This window comes from Salmonella sp. SA14318 (assembly GCF_029866905.1).
In the GTDB taxonomy this organism is placed as follows: domain Bacteria; phylum Pseudomonadota; class Gammaproteobacteria; order Enterobacterales; family Enterobacteriaceae; genus Salmonella; species Salmonella enterica.
In genome coordinates, this window is sequence record NZ_CP123282.1 from 3,378,088 (window position 1) to 3,394,388 (window position 16,301).

The 16,301-nt window shown below is 51.8% G+C and carries 13 protein-coding genes; 6 read left to right on the plus strand and 7 right to left on the minus strand.

Features of this window, described 5'->3' with window-relative positions; all coding sequences use genetic code 11:
• Positions 1-12: 12 nt before the first annotated feature.
• The 7 genes from ppiD to bolA form a co-directional block, all read right to left on the minus strand.
• Positions 13-1,884 (minus strand): peptidylprolyl isomerase, encoded by a 1,872-nt coding sequence (gene ppiD, locus QEN32_RS16265; RefSeq protein WP_000969434.1) that lies wholly within the window; start codon positions 1,882-1,884, stop codon positions 13-15.
• A 290-nt stretch (positions 1,885-2,174) separates the two neighbouring features.
• Positions 2,175-2,447 carry a nucleoid-associated protein HU-beta gene (hupB, locus tag QEN32_RS16270; protein ID WP_001043544.1) on the minus strand — a complete coding sequence of 91 codons (273 nt, stop codon included), beginning with the start codon at positions 2,445-2,447 and terminating at the stop codon, positions 2,175-2,177.
• A gap of 208 nt (positions 2,448-2,655) precedes the next feature.
• Positions 2,656-5,010, minus strand: a complete 2,355-nt coding sequence (lon, locus tag QEN32_RS16275; protein ID WP_001067723.1) for an endopeptidase La — start codon at positions 5,008-5,010, stop codon at positions 2,656-2,658.
• Between the two features lie 185 nt (positions 5,011-5,195).
• Positions 5,196-6,467: an ATP-dependent protease ATP-binding subunit ClpX gene (gene clpX / locus QEN32_RS16280; protein ID WP_000130314.1), complete on the minus strand. Its 1,272-nt coding sequence runs from the start codon at positions 6,465-6,467 to the stop codon at positions 5,196-5,198.
• A 251-nt stretch (positions 6,468-6,718) separates the two neighbouring features.
• Positions 6,719-7,342 (minus strand): ATP-dependent Clp endopeptidase proteolytic subunit ClpP, encoded by a 624-nt coding sequence (gene clpP, locus QEN32_RS16285; RefSeq protein WP_000122257.1) that lies wholly within the window; start codon positions 7,340-7,342, stop codon positions 6,719-6,721.
• A 246-nt stretch (positions 7,343-7,588) separates the two neighbouring features.
• Positions 7,589-8,887 (minus strand): trigger factor, encoded by a 1,299-nt coding sequence (tig, locus tag QEN32_RS16290; protein WP_001198406.1) that lies wholly within the window; start codon positions 8,885-8,887, stop codon positions 7,589-7,591.
• A gap of 346 nt (positions 8,888-9,233) precedes the next feature.
• Positions 9,234-9,551 carry a transcriptional regulator BolA gene (bolA, locus tag QEN32_RS16295; RefSeq protein WP_000973433.1) on the minus strand — a complete coding sequence of 106 codons (318 nt, stop codon included), beginning with the start codon at positions 9,549-9,551 and terminating at the stop codon, positions 9,234-9,236.
• A 303-nt stretch (positions 9,552-9,854) separates the two neighbouring features.
• Here bolA and QEN32_RS16300 point away from each other — a divergent pair, with 303 nt between their 5' ends.
• The 6 genes from QEN32_RS16300 to QEN32_RS16325 all read left to right on the plus strand — a co-directional run bounded on the left by QEN32_RS16300 (position 9,855) and on the right by QEN32_RS16325 (position 16,296).
• Positions 9,855-10,433, plus strand: a complete 579-nt coding sequence (locus tag QEN32_RS16300) for a lipoprotein (protein WP_001537832.1) — start codon at positions 9,855-9,857, stop codon at positions 10,431-10,433.
• Between the two features lie 43 nt (positions 10,434-10,476).
• On the plus strand, positions 10,477-11,952 hold the full coding sequence (ampG, locus tag QEN32_RS16305; RefSeq protein ID WP_000098479.1) for a muropeptide MFS transporter AmpG: 1,476 nt from the start codon (positions 10,477-10,479) through the stop codon (positions 11,950-11,952).
• A 452-nt stretch (positions 11,953-12,404) separates the two neighbouring features.
• Positions 12,405-13,361 carry a cytochrome o ubiquinol oxidase subunit II gene (cyoA, locus tag QEN32_RS16310; RefSeq protein ID WP_001239448.1) on the plus strand — a complete coding sequence of 319 codons (957 nt, stop codon included), beginning with the start codon at positions 12,405-12,407 and terminating at the stop codon, positions 13,359-13,361.
• A 10-nt stretch (positions 13,362-13,371) separates the two neighbouring features.
• A complete protein-coding gene (gene cyoB, locus QEN32_RS16315) occupies positions 13,372-15,363 on the plus strand; it encodes a cytochrome o ubiquinol oxidase subunit I (RefSeq protein ID WP_000467158.1) in 1,992 nt (663 codons plus the stop codon).
• A complete protein-coding gene (locus QEN32_RS16320) occupies positions 15,353-15,967 on the plus strand; it encodes a cytochrome o ubiquinol oxidase subunit III (protein ID WP_000179833.1) in 615 nt (204 codons plus the stop codon). The genes cyoB and QEN32_RS16320 overlap by 11 nt, the downstream gene beginning before the upstream one ends.
• Positions 15,967-16,296, plus strand: coding sequence for a cytochrome o ubiquinol oxidase subunit IV (locus tag QEN32_RS16325; RefSeq protein ID WP_000019878.1), 330 nt, complete (start codon positions 15,967-15,969; stop codon positions 16,294-16,296). Before QEN32_RS16320 ends, QEN32_RS16325 begins: the two co-directional genes overlap by 1 nt.
• Positions 16,297-16,301: the final 5 nt, after the last annotated feature.

Here is a 16,301-nt window from a genome sequence, read left to right on the forward strand (position 1 = left end):
GCGCCTCGACGATTACTGCTGTTCCAGGGCGTCGCCGATTTTGATTTTCGCCTCTTTACGCAGATTGCTCATCAGCGCCTCAAAGACAATTTGCGCATTGTTCTGCGTGATGCCCTGCACCATCGCTTTTTTCTGCGCTTCCGGCATGGCGCCCGCTTTCACCTCGTCAAACGCCAGCAGAACGACGTTACCCTGCATATCGTTCGCCACGCCATAAACTGGCTTATCTTTCGTCGGAAGGCTTAACGCAAAGGCCGCCTGACTCACCGGATCCTGACTGGTACGACTTAACGTTTTAGGCTCGCCAAAACTCAGACCCGCCGCTTTCATCGCTTCCGCGCCTTTGCCCGCTTTCAGCTCGACCAGCAGTTTTTCCGCATCCAGCTTCGCCTGTTGTTCCGCTTTGTTATGCTTCACCAGGGCAGTGACCTGTTCTTTCACTTCTGCCAACGGCTTCACGGCTTCAGGTTTATGTTCGCTCACGCGCACAACAAAAGCCCGGTCGCCATCTACGGTGATAATGTCTGAATTCGGCCCCGGCGTACCGTTTTCGCCTACCAGACCGCCATTAAAGATAGCATCGGCTACCGGTTTGAAGTTCAGCTCTTCCGGTAAGGTGTCACGGCTAAACCAGCCGGTTTCAACCGCTTTTACGCCAGCGACCTGTTCAGCGCCTGCTAACGACTCATTGTCGTTGCTTGCCGCATCGCTCACCTTCTGCTGCAACGCATAGTAAGCATCCAGCGCTTTTTCTTGTTTCACTTTCGCGGCAATGTCGTCGCGAACCTCGCTTAACGGTTTCACTTTGGCAGGCTGAATATCATCCAGACGCGCCACCAGAAAACCGACAGACGACTTAATCACGCCAGATATCTGGCCTTTTTCTTTTAATCCGGCGTTTTTCAGTTCCGGCACCGTGGCAGACTCTTCCAGCCAGCCCATATCGCCGCCATTACGCGCAGAGATGATATCGGTAGATTTCTCTTTCGCCAGCGTGGCGAAATCTTCGCCCTTGTTCAGCGCATCCAGTACCGCTTTCGCATCATCTTCCGTTTTGGTCTGAATAATGCTGTAACGAATGCGCTCCGGCTGAGTAAACTGATCTACATGCTGGTCATAATAGGCCTGAATATCCGCATCGCTGACCGGTGCCTGCATCGTCGCGGCATCCAGCTTGATATAGCTTACGCGGAACTGTTCCGGCGTCATAAAGCGGACTTTATTCTGATCGTAGTAGCTGGACACTTCCTGATCGGTCACCTGCTGCTTCGCCGCCAGCGCGTTGACATCAATAACGGCTTCACGCACCACGCGCTGTTGAGAGACTAATGCCGCCAGTTCGTCGGTTTCCCCTTTCAGCATAAAATCAGTACCGGCCACGCCGTTGATCAGTTGCTGAGTGGTAAGCTGGTTACGCAGCGCCTGAGCGTACTGATCGGCGGTCATTCCCATCTGATTCACAATCGCGTTATAGCGGTTGTTGTCAAACTTACCGTCCACCTGAAAAGCGGGAGTGGCGAAAATCGCCTGCTTTACCTGCTCATCGCTGATGCCCAGTTTCAGTTCGCGGGAATATTGATCCAACAGCGCTTCATCTATCAGACGATTCAGCACCTGCTGGCGCAGGCTTTTCATATAACCTTCGTTGGCCGCCAGTTCAGAATACCTGTCGCCCAACTGCTGCTGCATACGGTTACGTTCGTTATTAAACGCATTCTCAAACTGTGCCCGGCTGATTTCCTGGCCATTCACTTTTGCGGCGTAGTTATTGCTTCCGCCAATCAGGTAACCACTAACGCCGGTCAAAATGAACGACACGATAATGATAACGAAAATAATCTTGAGCACGAGACTGTTTGCAGCCGTGCGTAAGCTGTCCATCATGGTGTAACCACACTCCGCTGTAGGTGACTTTACACTTTATCTTTCAGGCGGCTTCTCCGCTGGCTACCGAGTGATTCGCTCAGTCGCCGCGTCGACGCAACCTGAATGATTTGCGTATAGAGACTTCACGCGCATCGCATTTTCTGAACGCGGCGCACAAAAGCCTATTGTGACAAGAAACGAGGGCAATTGTCAGCCCGCAACGCACAGAAAGTCCCGAATCGCCAATAAAAAAGGCACATCAGTTGATGCGCCCTTGTACTTTGTCACATCCCCCGAGGGGATCACGCTTAGTTTACCGCGTCTTTCAGCGCTTTACCTGCACGGAAACTCGGCACTTTGGCAGCGGCGATGGTGATCTCTTTACCTGTTTGCGGGTTGCGACCAGTACGGGCAGCACGCTCTTTAACAGCAAAAGTACCAAAGCCTACCAGTGCAACGTCATCCCCTTCTTTCAGAGATTCGGTAACAGAAGCAATAATCGCATCTAACGCACGTCCAGCCGCAGCCTTAGAGATATCAGCCCCTGCAGCAATTTTTTCGATCAGTTGAGATTTATTCACTCTTCTCTTCCTCTTTATAATTTATATCGCACCTGAATCCTTCGAAGTACGACCGCGCAGCAGTTATATCAGGCCTGCCACGCCCTTACAACACCCGTTAATGGTGGCAGACCCAATCAACCATCTAAATTAGCTATACAAAAAAAGGCTGGCAAGTCCGAAATAGCCTGCCAGCCCTGTTTTTATTAGCGCTATTTGCGCGAGGTCACTATTTTGCGGTTACAACCTGCATTCCAGACGGTTCGTTTTGCAGAGCAAGCGTCAGAACTTCCTCAATACGCTTAACCGGGTGAATATCCAGATCGGCAATCACGTTGTCCGGAATTTCCTCCAGGTCACGTTTATTTTCGAATGGAATTAAGACCGTTTTAATCCCGCCGCGATGCGCCGCCAACAGTTTTTCTTTCAGGCCGCCGATCGGCAACACCTGACCACGCAGCGTGATCTCGCCGGTCATTGCCACATCTGCGCGCACCGGATTACCGGTCAGGCAGGAAACCAGCGCGGTACACATCGCGATACCGGCGCTTGGACCGTCTTTCGGCGTTGCGCCTTCCGGCACGTGAACGTGGATATCGCGTTTTTCGTAAAAGTCCGGATTAATACCCAGTTTTTCCGCGCGCGCACGCACCACGGTCAGCGCCGCCTGAATGGATTCCTGCATCACTTCACCGAGCGAGCCGGTGTAGGTCAACTTGCCTTTACCCGGTACGCAGGCGGTTTCGATGGTCAACAGATCGCCGCCCACTTCCGTCCACGCCAGGCCCGTCACCTGACCTACGCGGTTTTCGCTATCCGCGCGGCCATAATCAAAGCGCTGCACACCGAGGTAGTCGTGCAGATTATCACCGTTAATTTCGATATGTTTTAACGACTTATCGAGCAACAGTTGTTTAACCGCTTTGCGGCACAGTTTGGAGATTTCACGCTCCAGACTACGAACGCCCGCTTCACGCGTGTAATAGCGGATAATACCGATAATCGCGCTATCGTCGACCGTCAGTTCGCCTTTCTTCAGCGCGTTACGCTCGATCTGCTTCGGCAGCAGGTGACGTTTAGCAATATTCAGCTTCTCATCTTCGGTATAACCGGACAGACGGATCACTTCCATACGATCCAGCAGCGGCGCCGGAATGTTCATGGAGTTGGAAGTGGCGACAAACATCACATCGCTGAGATCGTAATCCACTTCCAGGTAATGATCGCTGAACGCCACGTTCTGCTCCGGATCCAGCACTTCCAGCAGTGCGGAAGCCGGATCGCCGCGCATGTCAGAAGACATTTTGTCGATCTCATCGAGCAGGAACAGTGGGTTTTTAACCCCCACTTTGGCCATTTTTTGGATCAGTTTACCCGGCATAGAGCCAATGTAAGTCCGGCGATGACCGCGGATTTCCGCTTCATCACGCACGCCGCCCAGCGCCATACGGATGTATTTACGCCCTGTTGCTTTAGCGATGGACTGGCCCAACGAGGTTTTACCTACCCCCGGCGGCCCCACCAGACACAGGATCGGCCCCTTGATTTTATTTACACGGCTTTGAACCGCGAGATACTCAAGGATGCGGTCTTTCACGCGCTCCAGACCATAATGGTCAGTATCGAGGATTTCCTGCGCCTGACGCAGGTCTTTTTTGACCTTGCTACGCGCATTCCACGGCACCTGCACCATCCAGTCGATGTAGCCGCGCACCACGGTCGCTTCCGCCGACATCGGAGACATCATTTTCAGCTTCTGCAGTTCCGCTTCCGCTTTCTCTTTCGCCTCTTTCGGCATTTTCGCCGCGTCGATCTTACGCTTCAGCGCTTCGTTTTCGTCCGGCGCGTCGTCCATCTCGCCAAGTTCTTTCTGAATCGCTTTCATTTGCTCGTTCAGATAGTACTCGCGCTGGGATTTCTCCATCTGCTTTTTCACGCGGTTGCGAATGCGTTTCTCAACCTGCAGCAGATCGATTTCAGATTCCATCATCGCCATCAAATATTCCAGACGTTCGTTAACGTCGGACATCTCCAGTACGGACTGTTTATCCGCCAGTTTCAGCGGCATATGCGCGGCGATGGTGTCAGCCAGACGTGCAGGGTCGTCAATGCTATTGAGTGACGTCAGCACTTCCGGCGGAATTTTTTTGTTCAGCTTGATGTAGCCTTCGAACTGGCTGATAGCGGTACGCACCAGCACTTCTTGTTCTCGCTCATCAATGGCTGGCGAATCAAGGTACTCCGCCTTCGCGGAGAAATGTTCGCCGTTGTCAGACAGCGCGGAAATACGCGCGCGCTGTAACCCCTCGACCAGCACTTTTACGGTGCCGTCAGGCAGTTTCAACATCTGCAAAATAGAGGCCACGGTCCCGACGGTGAAAAGATCGTTTACACCCGGCTCATCCGTTGATGCTTCCTTCTGGGCGACCAGCATGATTTTTTTATCATGGTCCATAGCCGCTTCCAGACAACGGATAGATTTTTCCCGCCCTACAAATAAGGGTATGACCATGTGCGGATAAACCACCACATCGCGCAACGGCAATACGGGGATTTCAATGCGTTCAGAACGCTCAGGATTCATAGAGCTCTCTCTTAGTTTAGTGTCCGCCAGGTAATCAGATAGTATAGCTGTGCTCCATACCACCTATAACATGTACGTCAGTATATGGGGATGTTTCCCACACATTCAACGGCGTGTTTACAGGAAAAACGAAAGGGGAGATAAAATCCCCCCTTTTTTGGCTAACTGATTGTATGAATGTTTAATTATTCGCCAGAAGCCTGCGCTTCCGGTTTGCCGTAAATCAGCAACGGCTTACTCTGACCGGCAATAACGGACTCGTCGATCACCACTTTTTCGACGTCTTCCATGGATGGCAAATCGTACATGGTATCCAGCAGCGCCGCTTCGACGATAGAACGCAGGCCACGGGCACCGGTTTTACGCGCCATTGCTTTCCTGGCGATAGCGTCCAGCGCTTCGTCACGGAATTCCAGATCGACGCCTTCCAGGTTAAACAGCGCCTGATACTGCTTGGTCAGCGCATTTTTCGGCTCTTTCAGGATTTGAATCAGCGCTTCTTCGCTGAGTTCGTTCAACGTCGCCACCACTGGCAGACGACCGATAAACTCAGGAATCAGACCAAATTTGATCAAATCTTCCGGTTCAACCTGCGACAACAGCTCGCCTTCGCTGGCTTTGTCGGACTTCGCTTTCACCGTCGCGCCAAAACCAATGCCGGAGCCGGTTTCAACACGGTTAGCGATCACTTTATCCAGACCGGCAAACGCGCCGCCGCAGATAAACAGAATCTTAGAGGTATCTACCTGTAAGAACTCCTGCTGCGGATGTTTGCGACCGCCCTGCGGTGGAACCGCGGCGACAGTGCCTTCGATCAGTTTCAGCAACGCCTGCTGTACGCCTTCGCCGGAAACATCGCGGGTAATGGACGGATTGTCTGATTTACGCGAAATCTTATCGATTTCATCAATGTAGACAATCCCACGCTGCGCTTTTTGCACGTCGTAGTCGCATTTCTGCAACAGTTTCTGAATGATATTCTCGACGTCTTCCCCCACGTAACCCGCTTCGGTCAGCGTGGTTGCATCCGCCATAGTGAACGGCACATCCAGCAAGCGCGCCAGCGTTTCCGCCAGCAGCGTTTTACCGGAACCGGTCGGTCCAATCAGCAGAATGTTGCTTTTGCCTAACTCGACGCCATTGCTGGTATCGCCGTTACGCAGACGCTTGTAGTGGTTATAGACCGCCACCGCCAGCACTTTTTTCGCCTGCTCCTGGCCGATAACGTAATCGTCCAGGTGGGTACGAATTTCATGCGGCGTCGGCAGCGCACTACGTTCACGGTGCGGAGCAACTTCTTTAATTTCTTCGCGAATAATGTCGTTACATAAATCGACGCATTCGTCGCAGATATACACGGATGGACCGGCAATCAGCTTGCGCACTTCATGCTGGCTTTTGCCGCAAAAAGAGCAGTACAACAATTTGCCCGAGCCATCTTTGCGTTTATCTGTCATGAGTCAAAACCTCTTCTTTGTTCTTTGTGCCGCACACGACGACGCAAATGCCATTCTCAGGCGCAAGCCGCTAATCAGCGTTGTGCCGCCCTTCATTAGTATATACACAAAATCATTCGAGCTACATCAAGGCGGCAACTCGGCGACTCCGCAGGCGCTTACATAAGTAAGTCACCGGGAGGCGCGCTGGCAACCAACACCGAGGTAGCGTGAAGGATGAAGTGTATAGCGGCACACTTGCGTCCAGGGCATCAATTACGATGGGTCAAAATTGAGTCAACCAAACCGTACTCTACCGCTTCAGGCGCGGAGAGGAAGCGATCGCGCTCAGTATCACGTTCAATCTGCTCAAGAGATTGACCCGTATGATGCGCCATAAGTTCATTCATGCGCCCTTTTACTTTCAAAATTTCGCGGGCGTGAATTTCAATATCCGTCGCCTGGCCCTGGTAGCCGCCCAGCGGCTGGTGGATCATGACGCGAGAGTTCGGCAAGCAGAAACGTTTGCCTTTCGCCCCGGCAGTCAGCAGAAACGCCCCCATAGAGGCCGCCTGTCCCATACAAATGGTGCTGACGTCTGGCTTAATAAACTGCATGGTGTCATAGATGGACATCCCCGCAGTAATTACGCCGCCAGGAGAATTAATGTACAGATAGATATCTTTTTCCGGGTTTTCCGCTTCCAGGAACAGCATCTGCGCCACGATCAGGTTAGCCATATGGTCTTCGACCTGGCCGGTCAGAAATATGACGCGTTCCTTAAGTAGACGAGAATAGATATCAAAAGAGCGCTCACCGCGTGAGGTCTGTTCAATGACCATCGGCACCAGCGCCATATGAGGGGCCAAATTATCTCGTTCTCCGCTGTATGACATTTCCGTCTCCTGGATAAAAATTGAAAAAATCTGCTGTACTGATTGTAACCTGATGGACGGATTATCAGCCAGTCCCTCTGTAATGGGTACGGCATCGCCATAATTCAAGCATAACAATCTTTTGCTCTAACGCTAACACTGAAACGCGGTTTTCGCACCCTTACCATGCAAAATGCGTGACAAAAAAAACCCGTCACTGAAAGGTGACGGGTTTTTGTGCAAATTTCGTGCTTTTAACGCGAAAAATTACGCCTGCTGGTTCATCAGCTCATTGAAGGAAGTGGCTTTTTCAGACACTTTCGCTTTTGCCAGAACCGCTTCAACAGCCTGTTCTTCCAGAGCGACGTTACGCATATTGTCCATCAGCTCTTTATTTTTGCTGTAGAACTCAATCACTTCTTTCGGATCTTCGTAAGCAGACGCCATCTCTTCGATCAGGCCTTTAACGCGTTCTTCGTCCGCTTTCAGCTCGTTGGTACGAATGACTTCGCCGAGCAGCAGACCGACAACTACACGACGCTTAGCCTGTTCTTCGAACAGTTCGCGCGGCAGCTCCAGAGCCTGTTTCTCGTTACCACCAAAACGCTGCGCAGCCTGACGACGCAGAACGTCGATTTCGCTGTCGATCAGCGCAGACGGTACGTCGATGTCGTTAGCTTTTACCAGACCTTCGATCGCCTGAGACTTAACGCGGTTACGCACCGCGCCTTTCAGCTCGCGTTCCATGTTTTTACGTACTTCAGCGCGCAGACCGGCTACGGAACCATCTTCAACGCCGAAACGTTTGATGAATTCTTCGGTCAGTTCCGGCAGTTCGCGTTCTTCAACTTTCTTAAGGTTGATAACGAACTTAGCCGCTTTACCTTTCAGGTTTTCAGCGTGGTACTCTTCCGGGAAGGTCACATCGATAGTGAACTCTTCGCCAGCTTTGTGGCCTTTAACGCCGTCTTCAAAGCCCGGAATCATACGACCCTGGCCCATCGCCAGAACGAAATCGGTCGCTTTGCCGCCTTCGAACTCTTCGCCGTCTACAGAGCCGGTGAAATCGATGGTCACGCGGTCTTCCGCATCAGCAGCGCCGTCTTTTTCTTTCCAGGTCGCCTGCTGCTTACGCAGGGTGTCCAGCATCACATCAACGTCAGCGTCGGTGACTTCAACAACCGGCTTTTCAACTTCGATGGACTCGAGGCCAGTCAGCTCAACTTCCGGATAGACTTCAAACTCGACGGAGTAAGTGAAGTCTTCACCCACTTTGTATTCGCCCGGAACATAGTTCGGCGCGCCTGCCGGGTTAATTTTTTCTTTGATGATCGCGTCAACGAAGTTGCGGCTCATCAGATCGCCCAGCACGTCCTGGCGAACAGAAGCGCCATAACGCTGAGCGACGATATTCATCGGTACTTTGCCTTTACGGAAGCCGTCAATACGTACTTTTTTCGCTACGTTGACCAGCTCGCTTTTTACAGCGGTCTCGATGCTGTCAGCAGCGATTGTAATCGTTACACGGCGGCCAAGGCCCTGAGTGGTTTCAACTGAAACTTGCATCTTGTTACCTCAAAAAATCACAGTGCTCGGTCAACTCTACTCCGCAAGCACGTGCTATTTGCTTCGCGGAACCGGGATGTTCTCATAATCAATCACATTCCCTGTCGTCAGAATCATCCCGAAGACGTTCATATATAAGACGGCGCATTATAGCGGCATCACTTTTGTGAGTCGAGAACGGTGATTGTGCGATGCTGCGGCGGTTTTCACAATTCTCGGCTAATTTTTGTCTGAATACTGTACGACACGCTCAAAATTCAGACAAAACAAAACGGCCCGCAGGCCGTTTTCACATAATTCTGTAGCAACATACTGGAAAAGCGGAGGTAGTTGCAAATCCGTTTTGCTACGCGATGCTTCCCGCGCCGCGACAAGGAGGCGACGCGAAGATAGTATCCTGCAACCCTTCCCACTCTTTGAGGGTATAAGTATGCAGTGCCAGCGCATGTACGGTTGTGGAGAGTTCCGCCGTTAACGTACCGTAAATCATCCGATGACGATTAAGAAAACGTTCGCCTGTAAAGCGATCGCTCACCAGCACGACCTTAAAATGGCTTTCCGATCCTGCAGGAACATTGTGACGATAGCTTTCATCCACAACTTCGAGAAACACGGGGTCGAACGCTGTCCTTAATTTTTCTTCTATTTGCTCACGTATCATCATGAAAATCTCCTCCGACAACGCTGTGATGTCACCCATCCCTTTAAATACTAGCCGCTTTTACCGTTTCCATTACAGCATGACAACAAAAATTTAGCTTTCGTCTGATTATTTCAGCCAAACGTATGAAGTTTACTGCCTTAATCATTCTTTTAGCGCTCAAAATCCCCGCTCGCGCCGTTATCAATACCAAATCGGACATTACAACGAATTTACCTGCGTTGACCACTTCCCCTCGCCGTTAGCGGTGTTATGATGGCGGGAATTTTTACCTATCACGTTTTAAGCGTCATTGAGAGCCTGAATATGTTAAAAAAACTTCTCTTTCCGTTAGTCGCTCTGTTTATGCTGGCAGGATGCGCCACACCGCCGACGACCATTGACGTCGCGCCGAAGATCACCTTGCCACAGCAGGACCCAAGCCTGATGGGCGTCACCGTTAGCATTACCGGCGCGGACCAACGCCAGGATCAAGCGTTAGCGAAAGTCACGCGTAACAACCAGCTGGTAACGTTAACCGCCTCCCGCGATTTACGCTTCCTGTTACAAGAAGTCCTGGAAAAACAGATGACGGCGCGGGGCTATATGATCGGGCCTAACGGCGCGGTTAATCTGCAGATTATTGTTAACCAACTGTATGCTGATGTTTCCCAGGGCAGCGTGCGCTACAACATCGCGACCAAAGCGGATATCGCGATTATTGCGACCGCGGCAAATGGCAGCAAGATGACCAAAAACTATCGCGCCAACTACTCTATTGAAGGGGCGTTCCAGGCCTCTAACCAGAATATTGCCGACGCGGTAAACAGCGTTCTGACCGATACCATTGCTGATATGTCTCAGGACACCAGTATTCACGATTTTATCAAGCAAAATGCCCGTTAATAGCAACAACAAGACCCGGCAGAAGCCGGGTCTGTAGATGCCTATGTCAAGTCAATATTTACGTATTTTCCAGCAACCGCGTTCAGCCATTCTGCTGATATTGGGTTTTGCCTCCGGTCTCCCGCTGGCGCTCACTTCCGGTACGCTACAGGCGTGGATGACCGTCGAGAATATCGATCTTAAAACGATTGGCTTTTTCTCGCTGGTTGGTCAGGCCTATGTGTTTAAGTTTCTCTGGTCCCCGCTGATGGACCGCTACACGCCGCCTTTTTTAGGTCGTCGTCGCGGTTGGTTACTCGCCACCCAACTGTTGTTACTGGCGGCGATTGCGGCGATGGGCTTTCTTGAACCCGGCACGCAGCTACGCTGGATGGCGGCGCTGGCGGTGGTGATTGCTTTTTGCTCCGCCTCGCAGGATATCGTGTTCGACGCCTGGAAAACCGATGTTTTACCCGCAGAAGAACGCGGCGCTGGCGCGGCAATCAGCGTGCTTGGCTACCGGCTGGGGATGCTGGTTTCCGGCGGACTGGCGCTATGGCTGGCCGATCGCTGGCTCGGCTGGCAGGGCATGTACTGGCTAATGGCGGCATTGCTGATCCCCTGCATTATCGCCACCTTACTGGCGCCGGAACCGACCGATACTATCCCGTCCCCGAAATCGCTGGAACAGGCCGTCGTCGCGCCGCTACGCGATTTCTTTGGCCGTAACAACGCCTGGCTGATTTTACTGCTCATTGTGCTTTATAAACTGGGTGACGCCTTCGCCATGAGCCTGACCACCACCTTTTTGATTCGCGGCGTCGGCTTTGACGCCGGCGAAGTCGGCGTGGTCAATAAAACGCTGGGCCTGTTGGCAACGATCGTCGGCGCGTTATACGGCGGCATATTAATGCAGCGTCTTTCGCTGTTTCGCGCGCTGCTGATTTTCGGCATTTTGCAAGGCGCGTCCAACGCCGGTTACTGGTTGCTCTCCATTACCGATAAAAACATGTTCAGCATGGGCGCGGCGGTCTTTTTCGAAAATCTGTGCGGCGGGATGGGTACTGCCGCCTTTGTCGCCTTATTAATGACGCTATGTAATAAGTCGTTTTCCGCAACACAGTTTGCCCTACTGTCGGCCCTCTCCGCAGTAGGCCGGGTTTATGTTGGTCCTGTGGCGGGCTGGTTCGTTGAAGCGCACGGCTGGCCGACATTCTACCTCTTCTCGGTTGTTGCCGCCGTTCCCGGGCTGTTACTGTTGCTGGTCTGTCGGCAAACGCTGGAATATAGCTGGCAGAGCGAGCGTTTTATTCCCCGCACGCAATACCGTGGCGCCTACAATTTCGCGCTTTCAATCCTGCTCGCGGGCGTCGCTTTGCTGGCGGTGTGGGTACTCCTGCTGACCATGAACGCGTTGGATTACACTAACTTCTCATTCCTGTCCGGATTGCTTGAGACTGCGGTAGCGGTTGCCGTGTGCGGCATTGTCTTTGGCGGGTTGCTGGACTACCTGGCGCTACGAAAAACACGCCTGCTCTAAAACATTATTTGCCGTTGTAATAACGACCCGGAATTATAACGGCTAAATAACCATCAATTGATAAAAAATATATTTGTCTTTTTGTGCGCAACAGAATTTTGGAAATTATTGGTAATTTCTACGCTACCTATTTTCTTTACACGATTCAGCCGATTAAATTTAAATTTCTGCCGTTGATTGTCCTTTTATTGATAATAAATTGTTAAGTAATTGTTTTATTTTTACATTGGTTATACCAATTATCCCTCAACATCCCACTTACAGACCTCATCCGTTATAACGCAAAGTTTCAACAGTGTCTTAAAGTTATTTCGACATACTTGGCAACATATGTGACATGCGCGGCAGAACTTGGTAACACAGAACCAATCATGTTTACAGTAATGTAACCTTACCGTAAAATGCCCCTACACTTTAAACGCCACCAGGTCCCGTGGAATTGAGGTCGTTAAATGAGACTCAGGAAATACAATAAAAGTTTGGGATGGTTGTCATTAATTGCAGGCACTGCATTACTCAGTGGCTGTAATTCTGCGCTGCTGGATCCCAAAGGACAGATTGGACTGGAGCAACGTTCGCTGATACTGACGGCATTTGGCCTGATGTTGATCGTCGTTATTCCCGCCATCTTGATGGCTGTTGGTTTCGCCTGGAAGTATCGTGCGAGTAATAAGGATGCGAAGTATAGCCCGAACTGGTCACACTCCAATAAAGTGGAAGCCGTGGTCTGGACGGTGCCTATCTTGATCATCATTTTCCTTGCCGTACTGACCTGGAAAACCACGCACGCGCTTGAACCAAGCAAGCCGCTGGCGCATGACGAAAAACCGATCACCATCGAAGTGGTTTCCATGGACTGGAAATGGTTCTTCATCTATCCGGAGCAGGGTATCGCCACCGTCAACGAGATCGCCTTCCCGGCGAACACGCCGGTTTATTTCAAAGTGACCTCCAACTCCGTGATGAACTCCTTCTTTATCCCGCGTCTGGGTAGCCAGATTTATGCCATGGCCGGTATGCAAACACGTTTGCATCTGATCGCCAACGAACCCGGAACCTACGATGGCATCTCCGCCAGCTATAGCGGCCCGGGCTTCTCTGGTATGAAGTTTAAAGCTATCGCCACCAAAGACCGCGCAGAATTCGACCAATGGGTCGCAAAAGCGAAGCAGTCTCCGAACACCATGAATGATATGGCGGCGTTCGAGAAAGTGGCTATGCCAAGCGAGTACAACAAGGTGGAATATTTCTCCAGCGTGAAACCAGATTTGTTCAAGGACGTTATTAACAAATTCATGGACCACGGTAAGAGCATGGACATGACCCAACCTGAAGGTGAGCACAGCTCGCATGAAGGAATGGAAGGTATGGACATGAGCCACGCGGAATCCGCCAACTCCAAGGGTTGAGGAAGATAAGATGTTCGGAAAATTATCACTGGATGCAGTACCGTTCCATGAACCTATCGTCATGGTAACGATCGCTGCAATTATCGTCGGGGGACTGGCGATACTGGCAGCGATTACTTACTTCGGTAAGTGGACCTACCTATGGAAAGAGTGGTTAACGTCAGTTGACCATAAACGCCTCGGCATCATGTATATCATCGTCGCGATTGTGATGCTGTTACGTGGTTTCGCCGATGCCATCATGATGCGTAGCCAGCAGGCGCTTGCCTCCGCCGGCGAAGCGGGTTTTCTACCGCCGCACCACTACGATCAGATCTTTACCGCTCACGGCGTAATCATGATCTTCTTCGTGGCGATGCCCTTCGTTATCGGTCTGATGAACCTGGTGGTTCCGCTGCAGATCGGCGCGCGCGACGTTGCGTTCCCTTTCCTGAACAACCTGAGCTTTTGGTTCACCGTTGTCGGCGTTATCCTGGTTAACCTCTCGCTGGGCGTGGGTGAATTCGCGCAGACAGGGTGGCTGGCTTATCCGCCGCTATCGGGAATAGAGTACAGTCCCAGCGTCGGGGTCGATTACTGGATATGGGCGTTGCAACTCTCGGGTATTGGTACGACGTTAACCGGTATCAACTTCTTCGTGACGATCCTGAAGATGCGTGCGCCGGGTATGACAATGTTCAAGATGCCGGTCTTTACCTGGGCCTCTTTGTGCGCCAACGTACTGATCATCGCCTCTTTCCCGATTCTGACGGTTACCGTCGCGTTGCTAACCCTGGATCGCTATCTGGGCACCCATTTCTTTACCAACGATATGGGCGGCAACATGATGATGTACATCAACCTGATTTGGGCCTGGGGCCATCCGGAAGTGTACATTCTGATTCTGCCGGTCTTCGGGGTATTCTCCGAAATCGCAGCGACCTTCTCGCGTAAACGTCTGTTCGGCTATACCTCGCTGGTTTGGGCGACCGTCTGTATTACCGTACTGTCGTTTATCGTTTGGCTGCACCACTTCTTCACGATGGGCGCAGGCGCGAACGTTAACGCCTTCTTCGGTATCACCACCATGATTATCGCCATCCCGACCGGGGTGAAGATCTTCAACTGGTTGTTCACCATGTATCAGGGCCGTATCGTCTTCCATTCCGCAATGATGTGGACCATCGGCTTTATCGTGACCTTCTCGGTCGGCGGTATGACCGGCGTGCTGCTGGCGGTACCGGGCGCGGACTTCGTCCTGCACAACAGTCTGTTCCTGATTGCGCACTTCCATAACGTGATCATCGGCGGCGTGGTGTTTGGCTGCTTCGCGGGTATGACCTACTGGTGGCCGAAGGCGTTTGGCTTCAAGCTGAACGAAACCTGGGGTAAACGCGCCTTCTGGTTCTGGATTATCGGTTTCTTTGTAGCCTTTATGCCGCTGTACGTACTGGGCTTCATGGGCATGACCCGTCGCCTCAGCCAGCAAATTGATCCGCAGTTCCATACGATGCTGATGGTTGCCGCCGCCGGTGCCGCGCTGATTGCGCTGGGTATCCTGTGCCAACTGATTCAGATCTTCGTTTCTATTCGCGACCGCGATCAGAACCGCGATCTGACCGGCGACCCATGGGGTGGCCGTACGCTGGAGTGGTCAACCTCGTCTCCGCCGCCGTTCTATAACTTTGCCGTTGTGCCGCACGTTCACGAACGTGACGCCTTCTGGGAAATGAAAGAAAAAGGCGAAGCGTACCAACAGCCTGGACAATATGAAGAGATCCATATGCCGAAAAATAGCGGTGCCGGTATTGTTATCGCCGCCTTCGCAACGGTATTTGGCTTCGCCATGATCTGGCATATCTGGTGGCTGGCGATAGTGGGTTTCGCAGGCATGATCATCAGCTGGATTGTAAAAAGCTTTGATGAAGATGTGGATTACTACGTGCCGGTCCCGGAAGTCGAAAAACTGGAAAACCAGCATTTCGATGAGATTACTAAGGCAGGGCTGAAAAATGGCAACTGATACTTTAACGCACGCGACTGCCCACGCGCACGAACACGGGCACCATGACGCAGGCCAGAACAAAATCTTCGGATTTTGGGTCTACCTGATGAGCGACTGTATTCTGTTCTCTATTCTGTTTGCTACCTATGCCGTTCTGGTGAACGGCACCGCTGGCGGCCCGACAGGTAAGGACATTTTCGAACTGCCGTTCGTTCTGGTTGAAACCTTCCTGCTGTTATTTAGCTCCATTACCTACGGCATGGCGGCGATCGCCATGCACAAGAACAACAAGAGCCAGGTTATCTCCTGGCTGGCGTTGACCTTCTTGTTCGGTGCCGGATTTATCGGGATGGAACTCTATGAATTCCATCACCTGATTGTTAACGGTATGGGCCCGGATCGCAGCGGCTTCCTGTCTGCGTTCTTCGCGCTGGTCGGCACGCACGGTCTGCACGTCACTTCCGGTTTGATCTGGATGGCGGTGCTGATGGTGCAAGTTGCCCGTCGCGGTCTGACCAGCACTAACCGTACCCGCATCATGTGCCTGAGCCTGTTCTGGCACTTCCTGGATGTGATTTGGATTTGCGTATTCACTGTTGTTTATCTGATGGGGGCGATGTAATGAGTCATTCTACCGAGAGCGGCGGCGCATCCCACGGCAGCGTAAAAACGTACATGACCGGCTTTATCCTGTCGGTCATCCTGACGGTTATTCCATTCTGGATGGTGATGACCGGCGCTGCCTCTCCGGCCGTTATTCTGGGATCTATCCTGGCAATGGCAGTGGTGCAGATTTTGGTGCATCTGGTGTGTTTCCTGCACATGAACACCAAATCTGATGAAGGCTGGAACATGACGGCCTTCATCTTTACCGTGCTGATCATCGCCATCCTGGTTGTGGGCTCCATCTGGATTATGTGGAACCTCAACTACAACATGATGATGCACTAAGAGCG

What these genes read in the sequence shown, in the direction of transcription:
- ppiD (WP_000969434.1), bottom strand. Translation starts at nt 1,884, where the DNA reads ATGATGGACAGCTTACGCACGGCTGCAAACAGTCTCGTGCTCAAGATT.
- lon (WP_001067723.1), bottom strand. Translation starts at nt 5,010, where the DNA reads ATGAATCCTGAGCGTTCTGAACGCATTGAAATCCCCGTATTGCCGTTG.
- clpX (WP_000130314.1), bottom strand. Translation starts at nt 6,467, where the DNA reads ATGACAGATAAACGCAAAGATGGCTCGGGCAAATTGTTGTACTGCTCT.
- clpP (WP_000122257.1), bottom strand. Translation starts at nt 7,342, where the DNA reads ATGTCATACAGCGGAGAACGAGATAATTTGGCCCCTCATATGGCGCTG.
- tig (WP_001198406.1), bottom strand. Translation starts at nt 8,887, where the DNA reads ATGCAAGTTTCAGTTGAAACCACTCAGGGCCTTGGCCGCCGTGTAACG.
- bolA (WP_000973433.1), bottom strand. Translation starts at nt 9,551, where the DNA reads ATGATGATACGTGAGCAAATAGAAGAAAAATTAAGGACAGCGTTCGAC.
- QEN32_RS16300 (WP_001537832.1), top strand. Translation starts at nt 9,855, where the DNA reads ATGTTAAAAAAACTTCTCTTTCCGTTAGTCGCTCTGTTTATGCTGGCA.
- ampG (WP_000098479.1), top strand. Translation starts at nt 10,477, where the DNA reads ATGTCAAGTCAATATTTACGTATTTTCCAGCAACCGCGTTCAGCCATT.
- cyoA (WP_001239448.1), top strand. Translation starts at nt 12,405, where the DNA reads ATGAGACTCAGGAAATACAATAAAAGTTTGGGATGGTTGTCATTAATT.
- cyoB (WP_000467158.1), top strand. Translation starts at nt 13,372, where the DNA reads ATGTTCGGAAAATTATCACTGGATGCAGTACCGTTCCATGAACCTATC.
- QEN32_RS16320 (WP_000179833.1), top strand. Translation starts at nt 15,353, where the DNA reads ATGGCAACTGATACTTTAACGCACGCGACTGCCCACGCGCACGAACAC.
- QEN32_RS16325 (WP_000019878.1), top strand. Translation starts at nt 15,967, where the DNA reads ATGAGTCATTCTACCGAGAGCGGCGGCGCATCCCACGGCAGCGTAAAA.